The sequence below is a fragment of the Cysteiniphilum sp. genome, from assembly GCF_057495195.1.
This window is the reverse complement of sequence record NZ_JBXTEF010000081.1, coordinates 12,455-36,396: the sequence shown is the minus strand read 5'-3', so window position 1 is coordinate 36,396 and position 23,942 is coordinate 12,455. Positions and strand designations below refer to the sequence as shown.

Sequence of the window (23,942 nt, the reverse complement as noted above, 5' to 3'; positions counted from 1 at the left end):
AGAGCATCGCCCTTACAAGGCGAGGGTCGGGGGTTCGATCCCCTCAGCACCCACCATATATTTAAAGGCATGCTTTTAGCATGCCTTTTTTGTTTTCACTATTAAACACCGCAAAATGATTCACGAGCGGTATATCCCATGCTAAGATGTGACAACTTAATTTTAAGCTCAATGGAAGTAGGTAGTAGTGTCATATGTTGCAATCGATTAATGATAAATTTAAAGGTTGGATTACGTGGATTATCATCATCGCAGTGAGTGCGGTTTTTGTATTAACAGGTATTAGTTATTTTTTTGTCTCAGGTGGCGTTTCACCTCAATCTGTGGCAAAAGTAGGTGATGTGCAAATCTCGCAAAATAGCTATCAACAAAGCTTGTCGCAAAATATGCAAGCACAGCCTTCACTTGATCAAAAAGCATTACAAGAGAAAACATTAAATCAATTAGTGGATCAAGCATTGTTGCAACAAGATGCTACGGCATCGCATATTGCCATTACACAATCTGCGGTATCCACTGCAATTTTCCAAAATCCGGCATTTATTGAAAATGGACAATACTCAGCTAAACGTTTTGATGAGTTGGCTAAGCTATATGGTGGTGCCGGCAATATTAAAGCGCTTATCGCCAATAGCCTTTTGACCTCAAGTATTGTGACACCGCTATTGCAAAGTGAGTTTGTGTTAAGTGATGAACAAAAAACACTAAGTGCATTAATGGGACAAAAGCGCGAAGTGACTTATTATGATTTTGCGGCAAAAGATTATGCCAGTAAGATCAAACCAACAGACAAGGAGCTTCAAGCTTATTATGATGCACACAAGGCGCAATATGAGCAGATTGAGCAAGCGGTTGTATCTTATGTCAAATTATCATCTCAGGACTTTGTGAGCAAAGAGCCAGTATCTGAGCGTGAAATCAATAGCTATTATCAAGCCAATAAAGATGCGCTTATGTCACCTGAGTTAAGAGCTGGTGAGACAATCACGATTGATAAAAAAGCTAAAGACAGTAAAGCAATTGCTGATAAGCTTAAAGCCAATAAGGCATTAACCGCTGATGAGTTAAAAGAAGTTAAAATTGAACAAATAAAGCCATTATCACAAGCAGATGCTTCAGGCTTTGCGCAGTTTGCGTTATTTAATTTAACGCTTGAATCACCTGTCAAAGAAACATCAGATAATGAGTTTGTTAAATTAACAAAAATCACAGCCCCTGCCGAAATGTCATTGTCAGAAGCAAAGCCTGTGATTGAAAAGATTCTTAAAAATCGTGCGGCATTGACTAAGTTTAATGAAGTGTTAACAAGTATTAATAGCAATAGCTTTGATCAAGTCGTTAAAGCCAATAAATTAACGCCTACCACGACAAAGGCATTTGATAAAAAGACGACAAGTGCAAATGTTGAAGGCAATGCCAAATTACAAGAGGCGGTATTTGATCACAACAAAGCGCAAGGCTTTATTGCTCAAGGTCAAACCGATGGCATTATCTATAAAGTTGACAAGATGATTCCGAAACATACCTTAAGCTTTGCTGAGGTTAAAGATAAGGTCAAAACGGCGTATATTGCCACAGAGTCATTAGCGCAAGCGCAAAAAGCAGCACAAGATGCGCTTAAAGCTTTACAAGATAAAAAAGAAGTCAAAACGGTGAAGGCAAAAACCGAAACCGTTTCACGCAGTGACTTCACTCTCGACCAAGACTTAAAAACAGCTATTTTCAGCGATGGTTTGAAGTCATACAAATTGGCAAAGAATGGTGAATCATATTGGGTATATGAAGTAGCAAAAGTCATTGATGGCACCGATGAGTTGCCAATGCAAGTGCTGCAAAACAACTATAGCAATATCGAGCTAAATGACTATTTGGCTGCATTAAAGAAACAATATAAAGTTGAGATTAATCATCAACTGATTCAATAATTATTTCTCCATGTCTGTTATTTCAAAAAAAGTCTATGCCTTAGCAGGCCCGACTGCCTCAGGAAAAACGTCTCTTTCCATTGAGCTTGCCAAAGAGATGAATGCTGAAATTATCAGTGTTGATTCGGCTTTGGTGTACAAGCGATTAGATATTGGTTCAGCTAAGCCGAATCTCTTGGAAATGAATGGTGTTGTCCATTATCTAATTGACATTATCGAGCCGTGGTTTAATTACTCGGTCAATGATTTTATCAATGATACTAAGCGATTGATCCAAGAGATTCATGCACGTAACAAGGAAGTGTTGCTTGTAGGTGGCACGATGATGTACTTTAAAGCATTGCAAGAAGGTATATCTAAGCTACCTGAAGCAGATGATAAAGTGCGTGACACCATAAAGCTCCAAGATTTGGCATATTGGTATGACTTCTTGATGCACAAAGACCCTCTCACAGCAAACAAGCTTAATCCAAATGATCAACAGCGAATTGAGCGTGCCGTTGAGGTGATATTACTTACTGATCAACCTTACTCGCATGTTATTGCTGAAAATGCCAAAGAGGGTGGTTTAGGTCAATCACTTAAGCTATGCGCGTTAGTTCCAAATGATCGTAAATATTTGCATCAGATGATTGAAAAGCGCTTTATGCAAATGCTAGATAATGGTTTTTTAAAAGAAGTTGAAGGACTTAAAAAACTAGAACTTATGCATGCGGATCTGCCATCGATGCGCAGTGTCGGTTATCGTCAAGCATGGCAATATCTTGATGGTGAGTATGATTATAATGAATTTGTTGCCAAGGGCATTGCAGCAACACGCCAGCTAGCCAAACGCCAGTTAACGTGGATTCGTAACTGGCATCAACCGATATTTACGATTGATGCTAATTTAGGATTTGGTAAAAAGCTTGGTCAAGCATTGCGGTTTTTCGTATGAGATTTGTTTGTCAGGAATTGCTTTTAAAATAAATACTACATCAAACTTTATCAAATGATTAAATTTAGAAACCTATACAGAAAGATAGATCATGAATAATCTATAGATCAAAGACAGAGTACCATGGATGATGCTCATAGGTATCTCTACTGGATGTAAATAAAATTTTTGTTGTAATTGAATATATATGATATTTGTCAATCTTTCATTGGTTGTTATATAATCAAGTTAAGTTTTAAGTAAGTTAAATATTCTTACTTAATTTTTATTTAATATTTGTTGATTATATTTTCTATATTCGTATAATTAGCCAATGCAAATAATATTCTTGTAAAAATGGGGATTAAAGTGAAAAAAAAAAATTAATATTCAAAGCCACAAGGCAAATGATCAATTAATCATTGTGCTCAATGGGGAGTTAGATGCCTATACCAGCAGTCAGTTTGATGAAGATATGCAAGGCTTAATTACAAATGCAACCACAGTAACAAGAATGGATTGTACTGCTTTGAGTTATATTAGTAGTGCGGGATTAAGCTCACTCATTTTGCTAGTGCAAGTGCTTAAAAAGCAGGGCTGCACATTAGAGTTAATTAATGTTAATGGGATGGTGTTAAATATTATTGAAGTCACAGGGCTTTTGAATAAAGTAATTAAGGTTGTTAATTGATTAAATTAAATATCATTAATCAATCTGATCGTGATGCTGAATTCAATAAAATAATGCGTCAATTGCAAGATAAGCTGAATGCTCAAAGTCTTTATAAAGTTAGATTAATCTTAGAAGAATTGGTGGAAAATATTTTTACTCATACTGCTTGCGTGGACGAATTATCAGTTGATGTCTGTATAGCGCTTGATGATAAATGTATTGAAATTACGGTCATTGACAACACTGAAGCTTTTGACATTGCAGCAGCAATAAAAAAGGCCACAGCAGATGTGAGTGCACTGCGTGGTCGGGGATTATTATTGGTGAGGTCTTTAGCAAGCCAGATTAATTATAAAAGAGAAAATAAGCTTAATCATTTAAATATTAAAATAGAGGAATAATTTATGTCGCATGTAATCGATATTGAGCAAGTTTATCAATACAGTCAGGCAATTCGTTTGCCCAAAATGTGTTATCAATCACTAGACTTTAAAGATCAACCTATTGCTGAAGGGTTGTATAAATATATTTTAAATAAAGTTGGTGTGCTAGTGATATCATTAGGTTATGAAGAAGAAAGCTCTGAAAGCCTTGAGAGAATTGTTCAATTATTAGGTAGTCCTCATACGCATAGCACAGGAGAGGATGCTGTATGGCATATTAAACAAGGTGGTGATTCAGGCAAAGAAAAGCTCGCACGCTCACATAAACTCAATGAATTTGTATTGCATACTGATTGCTCTTATGAAAAGACGATTCCCGATTATTTTGGACTGTATTGTGTTAGACATGATCGCCATGGTGGTGGTAAGAATCTATTGGTAGACTGTTCGACATTGATTCAGCACTTAACTCCAGAGTCACTTGATATTTTACAAAATGAAGCGGTTGATATCATTGTTCCGCCAGAGTTTAAGCGCGGTGTTGAATCAATTAGTGCTAAGATTATCGATAGAAACTTTAACGTGCGTTATAGGAAAGAGATTATTAATGAAAAGACATTGACGCCTGAGTTAAAAAAAGCGCTAGCAGAGTTTGAGCGTTTATGTCATTCACCTGTTTTAAATCGTACATTAGAGCTTAAAGATGGTCAGATACTTATACTTGATAATCGTCGCTATTTGCACGCTAGAACAACCATCAACGATCCCTTGCGTCATTTGATGCGTATTCGATTTTTTACTGAGTTTGATAAGTACAAAGAGCAGATCAAATGAAACATTTAATTCCTGAGCATTATAACATTGACATTAGGGCGTGTGACCATCAAAGACTTATTGATTTAATACAAGAGAAAATGTCCCTTGAGCACTACGGCACTCGTATTAGTCCTTATTTATTGGCTTGCGATCAGTCACTTGAGCGTCAGATTAGCATGGTGCATGAGGTGCTGCAAAAAGCAATTAAAGTAATTGTTGAAAACTATCTTATTGATACAGATATATCCGAAAAGCTGCCATTACCAAGCAAACATTTAAAACTTATTGAGCTTGCTAATCAAAAGCCATATCGTATATTCTCAATCCGCCCTGATTTTCTTATTTCTGAAACAGGAGAGATTAAACTCTGTGAGATAAATGCGCGCTTTACTGCAAATGGTTTTATTGGCGCTCACTGGATTGCTCAAGCATTCTTTAAAAAGCACAAAAATCCACAACAAGATTATGATATTCTGGCGCGTTATTTGAGTCGATTTGATCAAAAGAAACCATTATTTTTACTACGTGATAGTGAGCGTGGTTATGATTTGAACTTATTGGCACAATATATGCAAAACAATGACTATACAGTTTATAATATTTGTCCTAATGATTTATCGCTTAATCAAGGTCAGCTGTACGCTAATGGTGCTCATTGCGAGCAAATCGTATTTGAACTGTTGCAGTCTGAATTAGATGATTTCGCGCCAGATGTGTTAGAGGCACTTATTCAGCAGGCTAATTATGTCAATGATATTCGCACTATATTGCTTGTGCATGATAAGAGATTTTTCTCATTGTTAAGTAATGAGAATCTAATATCAAAATACTTAGCAGACCATGAGGTAGCGTTGTTAGCTAAGCATATTATAAAGACGTATTCGTTATCTACTGTAGCAGATCAAGTACTTAAAAATCCTCAACAATGGGTGTTAAAGAAATGCCTAAGTGGTAAGGGCGAAGGGATGTATATTGGTGCAGATACCGATGTTAAACGATTAGCTGAAGTCGTTGAAAATCTTCCGGAACAATATATTGCTCAGCCTTTCTTAAAGCAAAAACAACTCGAAATTGACATCGATGGGCAAATGATTGACTGTTACGTTGTGGGTATGATTTTAAGTCTAAATGGGCAGTTTTGTGGATCGGGATTTTTCCGTGCATCAGCACAAAAAATTATCGCAGTATCTAGAGGGGGAATGATTGTTGTCCCATCGTATCAGTAAAGTATCTCAGGAGATTTCACATATTAGCTGGGCCATATTTTTTGTGAATGTGTTCTCAGCAGGTAGGAATTTCTTTGCGACAATTTTGGCAACACATATCTCTAGCGAGGCTGTTCAAGCACTGGCATTCTCCTTGGCAATTATTATGGTAGTTAATATGATTGTCTTTGGGATATTAAGCCTAATAGGTTCTGACTTTAGTCATTTGAAAACAACAGCAGAGCAACAAGAAAAAACGGCTAATTATCGTCGTATATGCTTTATATTAAGTGTATTAGTTATTGTGTTTTTGTCTGCTTTATGTGTTGTTATGAACGCTTATGATAAGTTATCAGCATTAAATTTTGTATTTATGATGACGTATGCAATTGCATTTATTCCTTTTATTTATGCCAGTGCATTGCGCTATATGCTATTGGCGCATGGCCATACAGCAATTATTAAACTTACCAATGTGATAACATTCGTTTTATCGGTCATTATTACGCTTATTTGCTACATTATACTACCACAGCTTAGTATTGTTAGTTTTGCAATAGGTGTATTGTGTGCTTTCATTTATAATGTATGGCACTTATCTATTTATGCTTATCAAAAGAATATTCTGTTAGTTGATAAGTCTGCCTTTTTTAGTATTCATTTGCATGATTTTCTTATAAGTGCTCGGTTTATTTATCAGGGCTTAAAAGTCGCATTAGTTTACGCTTCAGACGCTATGTTTAGTGCGCTGATTATTATGTTTACGTTGCATCATAATCATGCGTATATATTGGCAGTTCAGGTTAGTTTACAGCTTTTTATGTTGGCATCTTTTTGGATAACGGGTTTTGCCAATGCGGTAATGATCATTTTGCCAAAAAATCCAGTGTTTCAACGTTCAAGAAAAGCTTTTGTCACACTTATGTATTTTATTTTAAAAGCGTGTGTACGTTATATGTTAATCGTGGCAGCTGTAGCAATAGTTTTTCTATATTCGATATTTGCTGATGTTTTCTCGCTATCAGGGCAAAGCTTGGTTATTGCGCGACAAGAAGTGTATCTGATTTTATTATTAGTTGGTGCAGATTTTATTCGGCAAACATTATTTTATATTTTGAGAAGTTTTAAGCATGTGAACTACGCCATTATGACATCTTATGGTGTTTATGTGTTGGCAGGGATTGTGATTGCGATCTTGAATTACCATTGGATTACTCCTGTAAGTTATATTGTTGTATATATCTTGGCTAGTTTAGCAATCGCTTTAATTTATTTTAGATGTGTTTCAAAATTCAAATTTAAAAGAGGGTAATAAATATGTCACATCAGTGGCTTAATGAAAATGTATTTTATCGTTATATGTCAGATTGTATCGTTGATAGTTTGCAGACATGTCCCATATTAGCTAAAGCTGATTATGAGAAAACCATTGAATATTTTAAAGCACTTTATGGCTATCAACATCCATTTTGGCAAGGCGTATATTGGTCACCAACAGGTGGTTCAACGTCGGTCAATTCGCAAAGTGTGTATTTTCCTTATGATATAGATGAAAACAAAAAACAACGCCAAGTAATGAGTCAGTGGCTAGCAAAAAAAGAGGTTGGCGTATTGGGTAATTGCAATCTAATCGCCAATCTCTTTACTGGAACCAAACTCTACCGCTCGTTAGAGCTTGTTAATGAACTAGCCTCCTTGGCAAATGTTACTGCTTTGCCCATCGGCTCTAATTGCACAAATGCTGAGATTGATAAATTCGTCCAAGAGTTTCAACCAGATATGTTGGCTGGTCCCCCAGTCACATTGGCTGATTATGCTAATTATTGTTTGAGTAATGGGTTCGTGCGAAACTGCGTTAAGCGTATATGGTATGCAACAAATGCCCTATATCCAGCACAGTTAAACAAGATAAATTTAGCATTTAACAATCCTGAAATATACTCGTTATATGGATCAGCAGAAACCGGTCCTTGGGCTTATCATAATGCAAAACATTTATCAGAAAATGAATTTATTATTGTTGATGATATCTGTCAGGTTGAAATTATTAACCTCAATCATGATGGATTTGGTGATGTGATTGTGAGTAATAAGATACGTCAGCGATTTCCAGTGATTCGTTATAGTTTAGGTGATGTTGGGCGCGTTACGCACCGTCAAATAGCGGGGGAAAAGTATCATGTACTCGAGCTAAAAGGGCGCTCACAACGTTGGCTATCTTTTGGTGATGATCAGATTGAGCTAAGTCGAATTGATGCGTTATTAACACATTATGTTGACTGGCAGGTGGTTCAATCATTTAAAATGAACTCTAGTGTTGAACAAATTCATTTTAATCTATTAGCACAGGATATATCAGATCTGCAAATAATAGATCTACAGCAACAGCTAGAGAAATTACTAAATATTGCTAAGTATAAACAGGCTATTGAAATAAGTTTAGCCTGTGTTTCACTTGATGAAATGATTAAGTCACCTCTTAGTCAAAAGGTGATTAAATTAGTTGATTATCGTCAAGCATGAAATTGCGGACACTTTATCAGTACTTTTATAAACATATGATTGTTTATGTGATTTTGTTAAGTGTTTTGTTATCTTGTGCGCTATCTTCAGCTTGCTTCTATGCTCAGTTTGAAAAGCAAAAGGATGATATTACGAGTAATGCGTTTGCATTATCACAGATGAGTGCTACTATTGAGTCTAATTTAAAGCTTAGCGCTCGTTGGTTAGATTCATATATTTATAACCTTAAATTAAGGAATGATTTCTTACCTAAGCTAAAAAGTATTATGCAAATTATGTACTCATCAATTCCAAATATTGCGGGTTTTGGATATGCGCAAGCGCCAGAATTTGGTAAGCATGGTTTTTATTTATCCTTAAATGATCAGCAGCATACAGCAGATGTTGATTTGAATAAAGTATATCACCAGTATCATACGCATTATTATGAAAGACCATGGTTTAAGCAAGTTATCTCTTCTGATCGTCCGGTTTTTGACTCCCCAGGGCGAAATATAATGATAAATAATGGCTATACGATGAGCTTTGCCTTTCCTATTCATGCGATCGATAAAGAAGGCAAGCAATCTATCCAAGGTGTGGGTGTGATTGATGTTTCTATGGCAGCATTATTTCAAAAGTTAAGGCAGTATATCATCCAGTTGAATAATAGCTCAGATCGATATATCACTTTTTACTATGTTTCTAATCCTTCTCTAGCACATAGAAATATTGAAATATATAAGCTTTTACCACAACCGAGTGCTAAACCAGCTATTAATCATGATATGCCTGAAGTGATTGATAAGTTATCATTACTCAATGATGACTATCCGAATGAAACGCACTGGCATTATATCAATGGCGCGCTATATAAAAGGCTGAGTTACTTTGGGGTAAAGTTAAGCTTTATTGTCAAATATAATTTTTGGCCTCCATTATATTATGCTGCTTTATGGGGTGTGTTTTTGATGCTTTGCTGTGTGTTTATTTTTTTGTTGGTAAGATATAAGCTACGTCATAAAATTAGTTTAATTACACAACCAATTGCGGAAGTCTCACAAGTATCTATGGCATTATGCTCTCATCAAGAGCTTCTTAAGCCTTTAACTTTTACGGAGAGTAGCGTATTTGAAATCCTGCATTTACAGGAAAGTATTCATGCAATGCGGCAGAATGTCTTAAGATTAATTGAGCAAGATGAAAGACTTGCAAAGCAACAAGCCATGGTAAATGTAGCAGCGAGCATTCAACAAAAATTTATTTCAAATAAGTATCAAGCTTCTTTTGATACGACCGATTTATCCTTAAAACTTGAAAGCATGTATTATCCTGCAGATAATGTCAGTGGTGATATTTATGATATTATTCATAATAAAAATGCAGTATATCTTTTCCTAGCAGATGCAACAGGGAAGGATTTTTCAGCTGCCATTTATGCTACATTTGCGCTCATGCGATTTAAGATTCTAGCTGAATACTCACATTCACCAAGTGAAATTTTGAGTAAACTAAACCGTTATTTACTACAAATGAATATCGAGAAAATGTATTTAACGGCGGTTTGCATTAAATTTGATTTAGAGAAAGAAACTGTAGAGTACGCGCTTGCAGGGCATGATATGCCTATATTTATAGATAAATATAACAATGAATTGGCTAAAGATATGACTTATGAGCCAATTTTAGGTATTATTGATAATCAAACGTATAGTGATTGCCATATAAACCTTAATCAAATCTCAAAAATATTATTGTTTAGTGATGGATTGTCTGAGGCAAGAAACAATATTGAGGGAATGTTTTCTAGAGAAAGATTGGTTAAGAAATTGCAACAATCAACCTTTAATTTAGAGTCTTTAGCTGTTGCAATTAATGCATTCGAAGATGAGAAATTAAAAGATGATAAGTCAGCTATTTATATTGAAGTTGATCACTTATACCGCTCATAAATCATTTTTCGATGCTCAGTGTCTGTAGGTGTCGGAGAAATTTTTGATACATTTAGACACATTATAAGTACATCTGAATTCATTTAATGGATATTGTTTGGTTTGTATATGTGAAACCATGCAAGGTGTGTTTCAAATATTGGAAGTACGTAATGGGTGTCACAAAGCAGTGTAATGTAATTTCTTTGGATGGATTCAGTGGCATTGCTTATCTGCTTGATCAGAGTGGGCGTGTGGTTGATTGTAATAAGGAAATGGAGATTGCTATTGGTATTACTAGAGAGGATATTTTATTTCATCGCTTTGTTGACTTTGATGCCAATACTGGGATTTTGATAGATGGGTTACACGATACCATGCTTGGAAATGTCGAAAAAAATGCTGCATCACCAATCGTAGGTTTGGGTTCATCATATGCTCGGGTGGTTGATCTTCTTGATCTTGATTGTGGCGAGCGTCGGTTGATGTTGAGTATGGAAAAGAGGCTCATAAAGGATAGCAAAGGTAATAATTTAGGATTGTTGAGTGTTGGTTTTGATCTGGAAAATGCTAAAGATGAGGTCATTGAATTAAGCACGTTTAAAGAATTATTAAATGATCATAAGCAGTTATTGGAAACTATTTTGTACAAGTCACGCATGGTTGCATCAGTAGCTGCTGATCAGGATGAAGCGCTAATAGATGCTAGTGAGAAGGATGAGTTTGCCAAATTCAAAATGCTTGTAGATCAATTTAGCGAAGATTTAAGTTTGTCATGTTCAAAACTAAATCGAATTTCAGTAGATAAGGTTATTGCAAGTCAGGTTAATAAAGGTCAAGGCTTATTTTATTATCGATTATTATACGTTTCAGATCATGGCGCTTTTTCAGCATATTACAATGAATTAATGTCTAATGAGTGTTTTAACCCCTTTGTATGTAGTATTGAAGAGTTTGAAGATGAGCTTGTATTTTGGTCGAAGCTAGAGAGTGGTTTCTTTGACTTGCTAATTGTGGAAGCTTGCAACAATAGGATACCTTCTTGGACATGGAAAGTGAGTGATCGTTGTTTGGTATTTGTGGTCGGTGATCTTGATGAAAGTGCTAAGAACAATATTTTGACGAATGGAGTATCTTTTATTAGCGATGAAAATGAAGTTGGTGCAGTTGATCAAATTTTTTCTCAGTGGAATAAATTTAAGATAGAACATGTTCGTGAAAGGGTTTTGAAGCAAGGTTGTTTCAATGTGTTGATTGTAGAGGACTATGCTGAATCTAGAGAATCTTTAGCTGAACTTGTTAGTGTTTTGTTGGAACATTACGATTTGAGTTTTGACATTAATATTGTAACAGCAGTTAATGGCAGTGAAGCATTTAATTTTGCGGTTAATATCACGTTTGATTTAATTATATTGGATCTAGGGTTGCCTGATATAACTGGCTTTGAGGTTGCAAAAAAGCTCAGAAGCTTAGAGCAGATCGGCAACCTAACCTATAGCTATATTGTTGTCAATACGGGGCATTGTTTTGATCTTGTGATGTCTAATGAGCGAGTACAAAAATATGGTTTTGATCAGGTATATCTCAAGCCATCACTTGCAAGCAGTATCGATGGAATACTAAGACAGTTTATTGATGAAAATGCACGATACGTGGAAGCTCAATGTGGAGAGTAAAAGAGTAGTAAAATAGTAAGTTATGGAGAATGTTATGCAATATTTAATTGCGTCCCCTTACACAGATTTTTTTTGGTATGAGTATCGGCTTGACCGTGATCGCTATGATTACAATATTGTGTTTAGAAATCATATTCAAGGCGCTTTAGATGTAAAGCGCTTGTCGTTCGGAATCAGTCGTTTTGTCAGGGATTATACTTTATTTAACAGGCATTTAACCCATCATGATGGTAAGTTAACATGGACTCAAGCTAATGCTAAGGTAGATCGTGAAGCATTACTTGAGGTGGATTATGATAAAGTAAATGATTTTATCAAAATGCCATTTAATTTAGAGAAAGGCTGTTTATGTCGCTTTGGTTTAGTCAGGTTGAGTGATGCGGAATATCAATTTATTATTGTAGTTCATCATGCATTATTAGACGGTAGTCAATTTGATCAATTTATTGACGAAATCTCTAGATATTACAATGATGATTTTGCTAGCAAAAATGGTGAAAATAGCAAAAAGATTGAAGAGCATTGTAATAAATCACAGCAAGAATGCTTACAGCTACTCTATCATCAGCAAGGAGAGAGAGTTAAAAGACTTGTTGCAAGTAATAGTAAGGATATCTGGGCGCGTTATTTAGAAAATGACAATGTTACCAATAGATTACCTTATTTGAGATCTGTGTTGCAAAGTGAGCATAAACATTTTGGCGTGGGAATGCAGGTTTTCAAAGTCAATGAAACGCTCATTAATGCACTGATTGATGAGTTTGGCATATCAGCATTTAATCTATTGTTGTTGACATGGGGTGTTTTAATGGGGCGACATATGAGTAGTTCGTGCTATGTGAGTTACCCTGTTGCGATAGAAAAAAATGCCAAAAGCAACCGCTACTTTGGTGCAATGATTAATACCTGCTTGTTAAAAGTCTCGCGAGAAAATACTCAAAGCTTTACAGATGCTGTGAGACAATATAATGAGGTATTGGTAGAGTTGATCACAAGAGAAGCTGATGTCGTTCTTAAGCATACACAATTACCCGTAGCAGAAGTTCTCGAAGGACACGCTAACCAAAAGTTAAACTTAGGATTTGCGCAGACAAACCTTAGAAAAATGCCAGTGAATTTTGAAGGGTGTCAATCACATGTAATTGCTGATGGGTATGTTGATATTTATGGATATGAGTTGTTATTGGAATATCAGAAACTTGATGGTGAGTATCTTTTTCGATTGAAATATCGTGATGATTTGTTCTCATCAGAGCAAGTATCTTATATCATTGAGCAGTACAATGAATTATTGAGAAAGCTGTTATGCGACGGTGCTAATGTTCCAATTAATGAGATCGCGGTTGTAAGTCAAGAAGAATGCCAAAATATGTTGCTTTGGAATGCCACAGACGAGGCTTTTCCAGACGATCATACCGTGGTTCAATTATTTGAACAACAAGTAAGTAAAGCGCCGAATAACAAGGCATTATTTTTTGAGGGTAATAGCTTAACTTATAGGGAGCTAAATGACAGGAGTGATCAATTAGCACAGCATATTCTAGAGCATTATTGGCATACATCGATAGATGATTTATCATCGGCAGATTGCGTACTAGTAGCCATTTGCTTAGATCGTTCGCTAGAAATGATCATAGCAATTCTTGCTGTGTTGAAATTAGGTGCAGCTTACGTACCAATTGACCCGATGCTTCCTGATTCAAGAGTTGATTTTATTTTAGATGACACCAAAGCTAAGCTTATTTTGACTCAGCTTGATTATCGCAGAAAGTTATCGAAGCTAGGGGAACATTGTGATTGTGTTCTGGTCGATGATCAAACAATTTATGTGAATGGCAATAATGGTAATAAGCAGAAGGTATCGGTAAGCTTAAAAGCCACTGATTTGATGTATGTTATGTATACATCAGGAACGACAGGGCAGCCTAAGGGTGTTATGATAGAGCATCGCTCTGTTATCAATACAATATATAGTCTATTTGATGTGTATTGCTTGACGGGTGCGTCACGTGTGAGTACATATGCTGCTTTTTCTTTTGATGTATTTATCTCTGAAGTATGGGTTGCTTTGTTACAAGGTGCTTTGTTATATATCATTCCTGAGGATATTCGTAGAAACATGGTACAGTTAGCTAGGTATTTTGAGCATCATATGATCGAATATGCTTTTATACCACCTGCTGTGCTGTCGTTGCTCCCTCGTGATAGAAGGTATCAATTTAAGTGTATTATCGTAGCAGGAGAGACTTGCAGTGAAGAAAGTGCACAATATTGGTCGAAGTGTTGTCAACTGTACAACTACTATGGTCCTACTGAGGCGTGCATTTATGCTTCAGGAAAGTTAGTAAGTGATGGCTATGCTGTCATTAATAGTATAGGAAGTCCAATCAATAACACCAAGCTGTATGTTCTAGATGATAGTTTAAATCTTCAGCCTATAGGCGCTGTTGGTGAGCTTTATATCAGTGGTATTGGTTTAGCCAGAGGGTATTTAAATAATGAGAAATTAACAAAGGAAAGATTTATTGACAATCCATTTGCTTCATTTGCGCCAAAAAATGAATTAAGTTGTGGTTATACCAAACTCTATAAAACAGGCGATCTTTGTCGCTTTTTACCCGATGGTGAAATTGAGTATATTGGCAGAAGTGATACGCAAGTTAAGGTCAATGGAATGCGAGTAGAATTAGGCGAAATTGAGAGCGCCTTAACTACACTAGATGGTATTGACAAATGCGTAGTTGTAGTAAGAAAAGACCCTCAAGACAAGGCAGCTGATCAACAGAGTTTGCCAGCTACGCTTGTCATTGCCTGCTATGTGGCTGATGCAGCCATCAACGAGGATATTATCAGAAATCACTTAGTCTATTTATTACCTCAGTATATGCAACCAAGTGTTTATGTTCATGTGAAGGATCTGCCGATAAGCGCTAATGGTAAGATCGATCGCAAGGCACTATTGGATAAAGTAACGACCAATGTTTTAGATGCTGAAAAGGAATTAGTATTGCCAGAGAATGATGTGCAACAAACGTTATGTGAAATATGGTCGGATGTTTTAGGTGTTGCTGTTGATCAGATAAATATGAATGATAGCTTCTATCGTTATGGTGGAAATTCAATTAGTGCAGTCGACATATCCGTAAAAATTAACAAAATATTGGCCGTTGATATCTCACCAGCTGTGATTATGAATATGGCAACAATAACCAAAATAGCGGCTAGGGTGATTTCTAAGCAGAGAAATAACAAATCTAGTGATGTATTATCTAATGCGATTTATGATGATCACAGTAGCACTATTAGCTTTCGATTATCTGCTGAGCAACAGGGCATTTATTTGGCAGAGCAATACAATGAGTCTGCAGTAGCCATTTACAATATTCCGATGCTTCTGGCGTTGACAGACAAGGTGGATTTTCATCTCATGGAGAGGGCGTTACGTGAAGTGATTAAACGGCATGATATTTTATCATGTTGTATTGAGCCGCAATTGGCAGCCTCTGAATTAAGACAAAGCCAAATAACGACGGATTGGGAGATTAGAAAATTTCAGTGCTCGAGTCAGGCAGAGCGTAAGTTTAAAATGGTTAACCTTGCGAGTTCGCCGCTTACTTGCTCCGGTAAGCTGCCATTTGGTGTGTACTCTTTTACTGTAGAGGATGATTACTTCAGTCAATTTATGCATGGAGTGGAACGGTCTCAAATGTATATATTGATCAGTATGCACCATACTGTATTTGATGGATGGTCAATCAAGATTTTTTTGAATGAATTGAAAGAAGCATATGATGCATTGAGTAAAGGGTGGACTTTGAAACTTGCAAAGGTCGTTCAATATCGTGATTACGTTGATTATCAGCAAGGCTATATAAACAGTGATGATTTCAGCAAAAAACTTAAATACTGGTGTGAGAGGTTATCTGGTTATGAAAATTTGAACTTGCCATTGGATAAGCCACGGGAGGCGAGCATTAATTATCAAGGCAAAAATGTTAAGTTTACTTTGGGTGCTCGTTTGACAAATAAATTAAGAAAATTAGCTCAAAAAGAAAAGATAACAGTCGGTGCGCTACTGTTAGGTGCTTACTATCTGCTTTTAAATAAATATACAGGGAATGATGATATTGTGATTGGTGTGCCGATGATGAATAGGCAGCATGCCAGTTATAATCAAACTATTGGGTGCTTTGTCAATACGGTAGCACTTCGTGGATATCTAGATAAGGATTTATCTATTGGAGAGTTTATTAAACAAACTCAGCAATCACTTGTTGAAGCTCAGATGCATCAAGATATTCCTTTGGAGTCAGTTATTCAAACTTTAGGGATAGAGCCACAATTGAATACGCATCCACTATTTCAGGTGATGTTTAATATGCAACCATTTGAGTCTTTTCAAGTGGCTTCTGATCTATGGGATTTCAGCATTGCGCATGATGTGTATTCAGTTGCAAAGTTTGATTTAAGTCTGTTGATTGATGATAGTGGTAATAACATCCAAGGTCATTTTAATTATGCTACAGCGATATTTGAAGAGGAAAAAATAAGACAGATATCACAGCATTATGACAATGTTTTACGGAAGCTCGTTAATCGTCCTGACACTTTGATTAAAGACCTTTCTGTGTTAAGCAAGAAGGAATATGAGCAGATTATTTATAAATGGAATAAAACGGATAAATCATTTCCAAAAGATAAGACGATTCATCAATTGTTTGAAGAGCAAGCAAAGAAAACACCGAACAATATTGCACTAGTAGTTGCAGGCAATGCCATGTCTTATAAAGAGTTAAATGAAAAAAGCAATCAACTGGCGCGCTTTGTGCAAGCAAAGTATCGTGAAAGTGCAGGACAAAGTTTGGTGCCAGAGACATTGGTTGCATTATGTCTTGATCGGTCATTTGAAATGATTATTGCTATTATTGCCGTGTTAAAGGCTGGTGGTGCATACGTCCCTATTGACCCATTAGTACCAAAGGAGCGATTGCTTTATATTTTGGATGACACGGGTTGTCGATTGTTGCTAACGCAATCTCACTTGAGACAAGTGCGTGGCTATTTATCTCATAGCGATAAGGTTGAGCCTGTTATGGTAGATCAAGTTAGTATTTACCAAGGGGATAGTGATAATTTAAATGTAGCTATTAAGAGCAATCATCTAATTTATGTTATGTATACCTCAGGAACGACGGGTAGGCCAAAGGGGGTTATGATAGAGCATCGATCAACCGTAAACACGATATCGAGCTTGATGAGTGTTTTTTACTTGAGTGATAAACTGAGTGCGACGAGTTATGCTGCTTATACGTTTGATGTTTTCGTCGCAGAGGTTTGGGTTGCACTATTGCAAGGGGCTAAACTGCATATTCTTTCAGAGCACATCAGAATGGACAATGTGGAGTTAAGCAATTACTTCATTAGAAATCATATAGATTTAGCTTATATTCCACCTACCGTTTTATCAACCTTGCCTCAAGTTGGAACTGACGCATTTAATAACGTCATTTTTGCGGGGGAGCCTTGCGCAAAAGATGTTGGTTTATATTGGGCAAAGATGTGCAATTTGTACAATTATTATGGCCCCACGGAAGCATCTATTTACACTTGCGGAAAATTAATTAGCCGTTGCCAGATTAACTGTATAGGATCGCCTTTGAGTAATGTTAAAGTTTACATTCTAGATGGTCAGTGTACCCCAGTTCCAATTGGTGCAGTTGGTGAGCTTTATATAGCAGGAGTTGGTTTAGCTCGTGCTTACCTAAATTTAGCAGCAGAAACAAAAAAGCGATTTATTGATAATCCCTTTGCGACCAAGTTAGATAAAGGGCGTGGTTATGATAGACTTTACAAAACGGGTGATTTGGCAAAATGGCTGCCAAATGGGGAGATTGAATATATCGGGCGAGACGACTTTCAAGTTAAGATTAGGGGCTTTAGAGTTGAACTCTCAGAAGTCGAATCAGTATTAAATAGGATTGATGGTATCGATAGGTCTTTAGTACTGGCTCAGCAGGATAAAGATAATAGCCATATGATACTAGTAGCATATTACAGTGGAGCTACTTCTCTATCAGAAATGGTCATACAGGAACATGTTGCTCGATATTTACCCGAGTATATGCATCCACAAGGATATTGTTATATTCATTCATTTCCTTTAACAACAAATGGTAAGCTTGATAAGAAGGCTTTGCCAAAGATAATTATGGGTGCCAGAGTCAATGATTTTAGGGCAGCTAAAGGCGTTAAACGCTTGGTTTGTAAGGTTTATGCTGACGTTTTGGGTTTAAAGTTAAATATGATTCCGTTTGATAAGAGTTTTTTTGAGCTCGGGGGAAACTCATTAATGCTTATGCAGTTGAAAAATTTGCTAGCAGCTGAAGTGGCTGAAGCCCGAGACATTAAAATAAGTGATTTGTTTGCGTATCCGAATGTTAACGCCTTAAGTCAATATCTACAAAATAAAGCAAGTAAAGTGAGTAAAGTAAATAAGTCTGAGGTTGAGGATTATGTCTGATAAGGATATTGCAGTTATTGCAGCAGCGGGGAGTTTTTCAGGGTGTGCTAATGTTGAAGACTATTGGCAAATGATCATAAATGCCAAATCAGGACTTCAGTATTTCACCAAGGAGGAATGTCGGGAACGCGGTGTTCCTGAGCACATACTTCAAGATGAAAATCATATCCCTGTGTCAGGTCATGTTGAAAATATTAGTCAATTTGACGAGCTTTTTTGGGGATTATCGGCACATGAAGCACAAACCTTAGATCCCCAGATTCGCAAACTACTTGAGCACGTATGGTATGTGTTGGATGAGGCCGGTTATGCAAAGACTAGGCAAAATTACAACATAGCTGTTGTTGGAGGGTGTCGAAATTCATTTTATCTATATGACCATCTTTTTGATGTGCGACAGTTGGAAACTGTAGATGAATGGGAGAAAGTTGTTAGTAATAGCAAAGACTCAGTGGCAACAAGAATTGCATTTCATATGGGGTTAAAAGGTGAAAGTATTAATTTAAATATGTTTTGTTCTACGGGTTTAGCAGCTGTAGTTGAGGCATGTCAAAAAATTGCCAGTAGCTCTTGTGATATGGCGTTGGCTGTTAGTACAAGTCTATTACTACCGCATCAGGTTGGACATTTGTACCAACAAGGAATGATTATGTCCACGGATGGACATTGTCGCACGTTTGATTGTGAGGCATCAGGTACAGTCAATGGCTCTGGTGTAGGGGCGGTTTTATTGAAGCGTTTAACAGATGCTAAGAAGGATAATGATAATATTATCGCGATAATCAAGGGTTATGCATTAAACAATGATGGTGATCGTAAGATAAGCTATACGGCACCGAGTGTCGAAGGGCAAGCTGATTGTATTACAAAAGCAATAACAATGGCAGCGATTGATTCAAGTGATATCGATTATGTTGAGTGTCATGGCACGGCAACCAAACTTGGTGATCCAATCGAAGTGGAAGCACTTAATGTTGCTTTTACAGAGACAGCACTTAAAAAACGAGCACATAGATGCCAGTTAGGAGCAGTTAAGGCAAATATAGGACATGCAGATTCAGCTGCGGGTTTGGCTGGTTTTATTAAAGTTTGTCTCATGTTGAAACATGCGATTATTCCAAAACAACTTGACTATAATGTAGCAAATCCAAATTTGCATCTTGATGACACCGTTTTTAAGATAAGTGATGAGACGAAAGAGTGGGTTAAGGATAATGATCAAAGCAGAATGGCTGGTGTGAGCTCATTTGGCATAGGGGGTACAAATGCGCATGTTATTTTAGAGGAATATGTGAAAGAAGATTACAGGGAAGATCTGCCACAGCAAGATGCTCAAGAGGGAGATGGTAGTTATATATTGCCAGTGACAGCAAAAACTAAGCAATCTTTAGCGCGCTATGCTCGTGTCTTTGTCGAGTATCTAGCATCGTCAAAATCATCTTTGCGTGATATTGCCTATACCTTACAAAAACGCAGATGTTCCTTTGAGTATAGAATAGCAGTTAATTGTAGAGACAAAACAGACGCTATTGAGCAATTAAAGTCACAGTCTGTTGTCAAATCGCATCCTGTCGCTGCCGATGCGGTGACGGTGTTTGTATTTCCTGGTCAGGGGACACAGTATGCAGGCATGGGGCTTTCTTTATATCAACATGATCGTGATTATCAGCAAGTTGTTGATCAGTGTATTGGTTATATTAATCTACATATAAAAGAAGATTTTAGGACCATTTTATTTCCGTCACTCAATAAGCAAGTTGATAATGAGCTCATTCATCAAACTAAGTGGGCGCAACCTGCTTTGTTTGTGACATCTTTAGCCCTAGCAACTGTGTTAGAGAAAATGGATGTAAAGGCGGATTACTTTATTGGTCACAGTATTGGGGAGTATGTTGCTGCAGTTCTATCTGGAGTGATGAGACTTGAAGATGCAATTAAGGTTGTATTGCTTCGAGGTGAATTTATGCAGCAAATGCCTACTGGCGCTATGTTATCGATTAATTTGGCAGAGGATAAGGTCAAAGCAATTGTTGATCAGTATGAGTGTGAGATTGCTGTAATTAATGCCCCAAATTATTGTGTGGTTTCAGGGGAGAAAGAGAAAATCATAGCACTTAAAGAGCACCTTGATGGACTTGACGTATCAAGTTCAGTACTTAAAACCTCTCATGCATACCACTCAAAATTAATGGATAAGGCAGCTCAAAAATACAGAAAAGCGATTGATAAGATGAGCTTTTCATTGCCAAAACGTGAATTCATTTCCAATATAAGTGGTTTAAAAGCAGGAGCTGAGGTTGCCTCTGCTGAGTATTGGGCGGAGCATATTCGCCGACCTGTACAATTTAGTAAAAGTATACAAACGATCACCTCAATCGCTGAGGAGATCGTGTTTATTGAAGTGGGCGTTGGCAATGCTTTAACAACCTTTGTTCAAGCACATGAAGATGACTTTGCTCGGCAACTTATAAGTATAGATTTATTACCATCAGCTAAAATTGTTGCAAAAGCAAATATAGAGCATAGCAATCGTTTGGGTGTGAAAACCAAGGCCGAATTGGCAGCAAGGCTATGGGCTTATGGATATCCAGTTAAATTTGTCTCACAACCTAAGATTGGAGATGTGGTTAATCTGCCGTATTATCAATTTGAGCAGAATACTCATTGGATTGCGTTAAGCCAAAAGCGTGTCAAATGCAAGCTAAGCACAAATGATGATATGTTTTATCTACGTTCTTGGCAAAGCATGGCGATGCAACAAGTCAATGCTATTCAATCAAAATGTAAAACGCTTGTTATTGTCAATGGCAAAAGGTATCTTCAGCAAGCAAAAGCGTTTTTGGCTGAGCTTGAACGTAGAAATTTTGATGTTGTTTTTTTGATACTGCAAAAAGGCAGTAAGTTCAAAAGAAAGAAAAACGCGTGTTATATGGATATAGATAATAGTGCTCATATGCAGTTGTTTATCTCATTTTTAAACGCTATAAAATTCTATGAGCTAACATCACAGAGTTTCTATTTCTCTTCTCATCAAATAGATGAAATATATGTCTTTGAACATGTTTTCAACAATATTTATCGAAAAATTTCAAAGCAGCATACGTTTATTTCAATCACCTATGACAACTATGACGTAGTGGATAAGGAAAACTTGGTGGATTACCCATCGATTGTACCTAACATTAGTATGGCGATGCCCATTGAAAATGCAAATGTATCAGCTTGTCATCTTGATTTGGCTTTGAGTGACCCGCGCGGCTTATATCAATATATTGACATCATTGAGACGCTTCAAAAGCAGTCAGATGTTTATGCATTGCGTTTTAGCAAGGTTTGGCGATTAAGCTATGAGAAAGCACAGACACAGTTTCAAGGCTTAGATAATACGTCATTATTTTGCAGGAGTAATGCAAATTACTTAGTAACCGGTGGGTTAGGAGGTGTGGGCTATAGTATTGCAAAGACAATTTGCCACCAAGCATCAGATGCCAGAATTGTACTTATTGGTAGAAAAAAGGAAGAGCAGCTTAAAGGCAATGCATTGTCAAGATTGAATGATCTACGACACAACGCCAATAATAATCAGATTTATTATATTAATTTTAATATTGGTCAAGACCCAATCGCTGAATTGGTTTATCAACTGAAAGATAAAGGGATCGATTGCTTATTTTTGCTCTTGCATGCAGCAGGAGTGGCAGCTCACAGTGCGATTAAAAATGTAGATATAGAGCATGCGCAAGCGATAGCTGTTCCTAAAATTTCCGGTACAATCGGCTTGCTATCATTAGTAAACTTTATAGCAAGCGATTATTTTATTGCCTGCTCTTCATTAGCGAGTATTGTGCCAAGTTATGGCAATTGGCGATATGCTGCGGCAAATTCGTATTTGGACGAACTTTCATATAGGCAGCATCAAGGTGTTGGGCGATTTTTAACGATTAATTTTAATCAAGTATCTGATATTGGTATGGCGTATGATTTCATCAACAAGGAGCAAAAGCCGCAGTTATTCAGCCTTAATAGCATTAAGTCATCTGAAATCAGCACTGCAATTGATAATGCAGTTTGTTTGGGCGCTAACCAAGTTGTTTTCTCGAAATATGACCTTAAACAATTAAAATATCAGGCTTACAGTGTAGGGAGGTTGAATACGTCAGAGTCAAGTAGTGTGACGGTATATGAAACATGCAGTGATATACAACGACGAATCGCGGAGATTTTCTGTCAAGTATTGGCTATTTCAGCGATTAGCATAGAAGATAGTTTTTTTGATCTTGGCGGGAATTCTTTATTAGCAATACAGTTAATCTCTAACTTGCAGAAGCGATTAAATATCAATATTTCACTTGCAGATATTGTTCAAAACAACACGGTAACAAAAATTGCTGTATATAGTGGCGATAATGGCAATTGTGCTGAAGCTATTAATGAAGTAGATAAAACTCAAAGCATAACCTTAATGTTGATGGATAATCAGGCTGAACAGAACGTTTTTTTTATTCACCCAGTGGGTGGAACCGTGATGTGTTATATGCCGCTTATTAGGGAGTTACCAGTAACGCATAACTATTATGGCTTGCAAAATATCAATATTTATAAGCCAGATCAGCTAAAGGTTAAGTCTTTAGAGACGTTAGCAGGTATTTATCTTAAGGAAATCTTGAAAATACAGCCAAAGGGTAAGTATATTTTAATTGGCGCTTCTATGGGCGGCACGATAGCTTATGAAATAGCGCTTCAGTTACAACGGTTGGGTTACGCAGTAAGTCGAGTAATTATGCTTGATACATGGGTGATATTTGCGCAGTGCTTTTATAATAAAGATACCTTTAACAGTATGTTCTTTAACTATAATGTTGAGCTTTATCGGTCACAGTCTTTACCAAGCAACAATGTGTTATCAGCGAGTTGGTCGATGATGCAGTTAAACCTTGCATATAGACCAAAAGAACAATCTACAGTTCCCGTTACCTTGTATAAAGCGGTCATTCTAGATGAAAATCATATTCAGAATGGTAAGCATAAGGATAATGGCTGGCTGAATTATACGTCAAGGTTACGGGTTAAAAAAGCACGTGGCGATCACTTAAGTATTATTAATGAACAAAACGCGCGCAAGTTGGCAGCGCAAGTTATTAGTGACTTAAAAGAGAATATGATGCTTAAGCTATTCACATGGATCAGTGAATGGACTCAAAGTAACCCATTAGCGGTGATAACAAGCATAGTAGGTATTGTTATTTTAGTGCTTGATATTTTTTTATTACCGATGTTGTGGTCTTGGTGGTTTTTGGAAGTTGAATGATGTTTTATTAGTATTTGATCATATATCCTCATCGTAAATCATTTGCGGTACTTAATGTTGAAGAGGTTTATGATGGGTATAAATTAC

The 23,942-nt window shown here is 36.7% G+C and carries 12 protein-coding genes; all 12 read left to right on the top strand.

What is annotated here, in order from left to right; translation table 11 throughout:
• The first annotated feature begins 194 nt into the window (after window positions 1–194).
• The 12 genes from ACY10D_RS07565 (at window position 195) to ACY10D_RS07510 (ending at window position 23,855) form a co-directional block, all read left to right on the top strand.
• Window positions 195–1,925 carry a SurA N-terminal domain-containing protein gene (locus ACY10D_RS07565; protein WP_487000146.1) on the top strand — a complete coding sequence of 577 codons (1,731 nt, stop codon included), beginning with the start codon at window positions 195–197 and terminating at the stop codon, window positions 1,923–1,925.
• A 19-nt stretch (window positions 1,926–1,944) separates the two neighbouring features.
• Window positions 1,945–2,862, top strand: a complete 918-nt coding sequence (miaA, locus tag ACY10D_RS07560; RefSeq protein WP_487000148.1) for a tRNA (adenosine(37)-N6)-dimethylallyltransferase MiaA — start codon at window positions 1,945–1,947, stop codon at window positions 2,860–2,862.
• Between the two features lie 361 nt (window positions 2,863–3,223).
• Window positions 3,224–3,532: an STAS domain-containing protein gene (locus ACY10D_RS07555; RefSeq protein ID WP_487000147.1), complete on the top strand. Its 309-nt coding sequence runs from the start codon at window positions 3,224–3,226 to the stop codon at window positions 3,530–3,532.
• Window positions 3,529–3,915, top strand: coding sequence for an ATP-binding protein (locus ACY10D_RS07550; RefSeq protein ID WP_487000145.1), 387 nt, complete (start codon window positions 3,529–3,531; stop codon window positions 3,913–3,915). Before ACY10D_RS07555 ends, ACY10D_RS07550 begins: the two co-directional genes overlap by 4 nt.
• Window positions 3,916–3,918: 3 nt before the next feature.
• Window positions 3,919–4,731, top strand: a complete 813-nt coding sequence (locus ACY10D_RS07545) for a TauD/TfdA family dioxygenase (protein ID WP_487000144.1) — start codon at window positions 3,919–3,921, stop codon at window positions 4,729–4,731.
• Window positions 4,728–5,939: a hypothetical protein gene (locus tag ACY10D_RS07540; protein ID WP_487000143.1), complete on the top strand. Its 1,212-nt coding sequence runs from the start codon at window positions 4,728–4,730 to the stop codon at window positions 5,937–5,939. Before ACY10D_RS07545 ends, ACY10D_RS07540 begins: the two co-directional genes overlap by 4 nt.
• Window positions 5,917–7,230 carry a hypothetical protein gene (locus ACY10D_RS07535; protein WP_487000142.1) on the top strand — a complete coding sequence of 438 codons (1,314 nt, stop codon included), beginning with the start codon at window positions 5,917–5,919 and terminating at the stop codon, window positions 7,228–7,230. The genes ACY10D_RS07540 and ACY10D_RS07535 overlap by 23 nt, the downstream gene beginning before the upstream one ends.
• Window positions 7,231–7,235: 5 nt before the next feature.
• Entirely contained in the window at window positions 7,236–8,441 is a 1,206-nt protein-coding gene (locus ACY10D_RS07530; protein ID WP_487000141.1) for a phenylacetate--CoA ligase family protein, read from the top strand.
• On the top strand, window positions 8,438–10,372 hold the full coding sequence (locus tag ACY10D_RS07525) for a SpoIIE family protein phosphatase (protein WP_487000140.1): 1,935 nt from the start codon (window positions 8,438–8,440) through the stop codon (window positions 10,370–10,372). The genes ACY10D_RS07530 and ACY10D_RS07525 overlap by 4 nt, the downstream gene beginning before the upstream one ends.
• 152 nt (window positions 10,373–10,524) lie before the next feature.
• Window positions 10,525–12,027: a response regulator gene (locus tag ACY10D_RS07520; RefSeq protein ID WP_487000139.1), complete on the top strand. Its 1,503-nt coding sequence runs from the start codon at window positions 10,525–10,527 to the stop codon at window positions 12,025–12,027.
• Between the two features lie 34 nt (window positions 12,028–12,061).
• Window positions 12,062–18,547 carry an amino acid adenylation domain-containing protein gene (locus ACY10D_RS07515; RefSeq protein ID WP_487000138.1) on the top strand — a complete coding sequence of 2,162 codons (6,486 nt, stop codon included), beginning with the start codon at window positions 12,062–12,064 and terminating at the stop codon, window positions 18,545–18,547.
• Window positions 18,540–23,855, top strand: coding sequence for a beta-ketoacyl synthase N-terminal-like domain-containing protein (locus ACY10D_RS07510; protein ID WP_487000137.1), 5,316 nt, complete (start codon window positions 18,540–18,542; stop codon window positions 23,853–23,855). The genes ACY10D_RS07515 and ACY10D_RS07510 overlap by 8 nt, the downstream gene beginning before the upstream one ends.
• The last annotated feature ends 87 nt before the right edge of the window (window positions 23,856–23,942 follow it).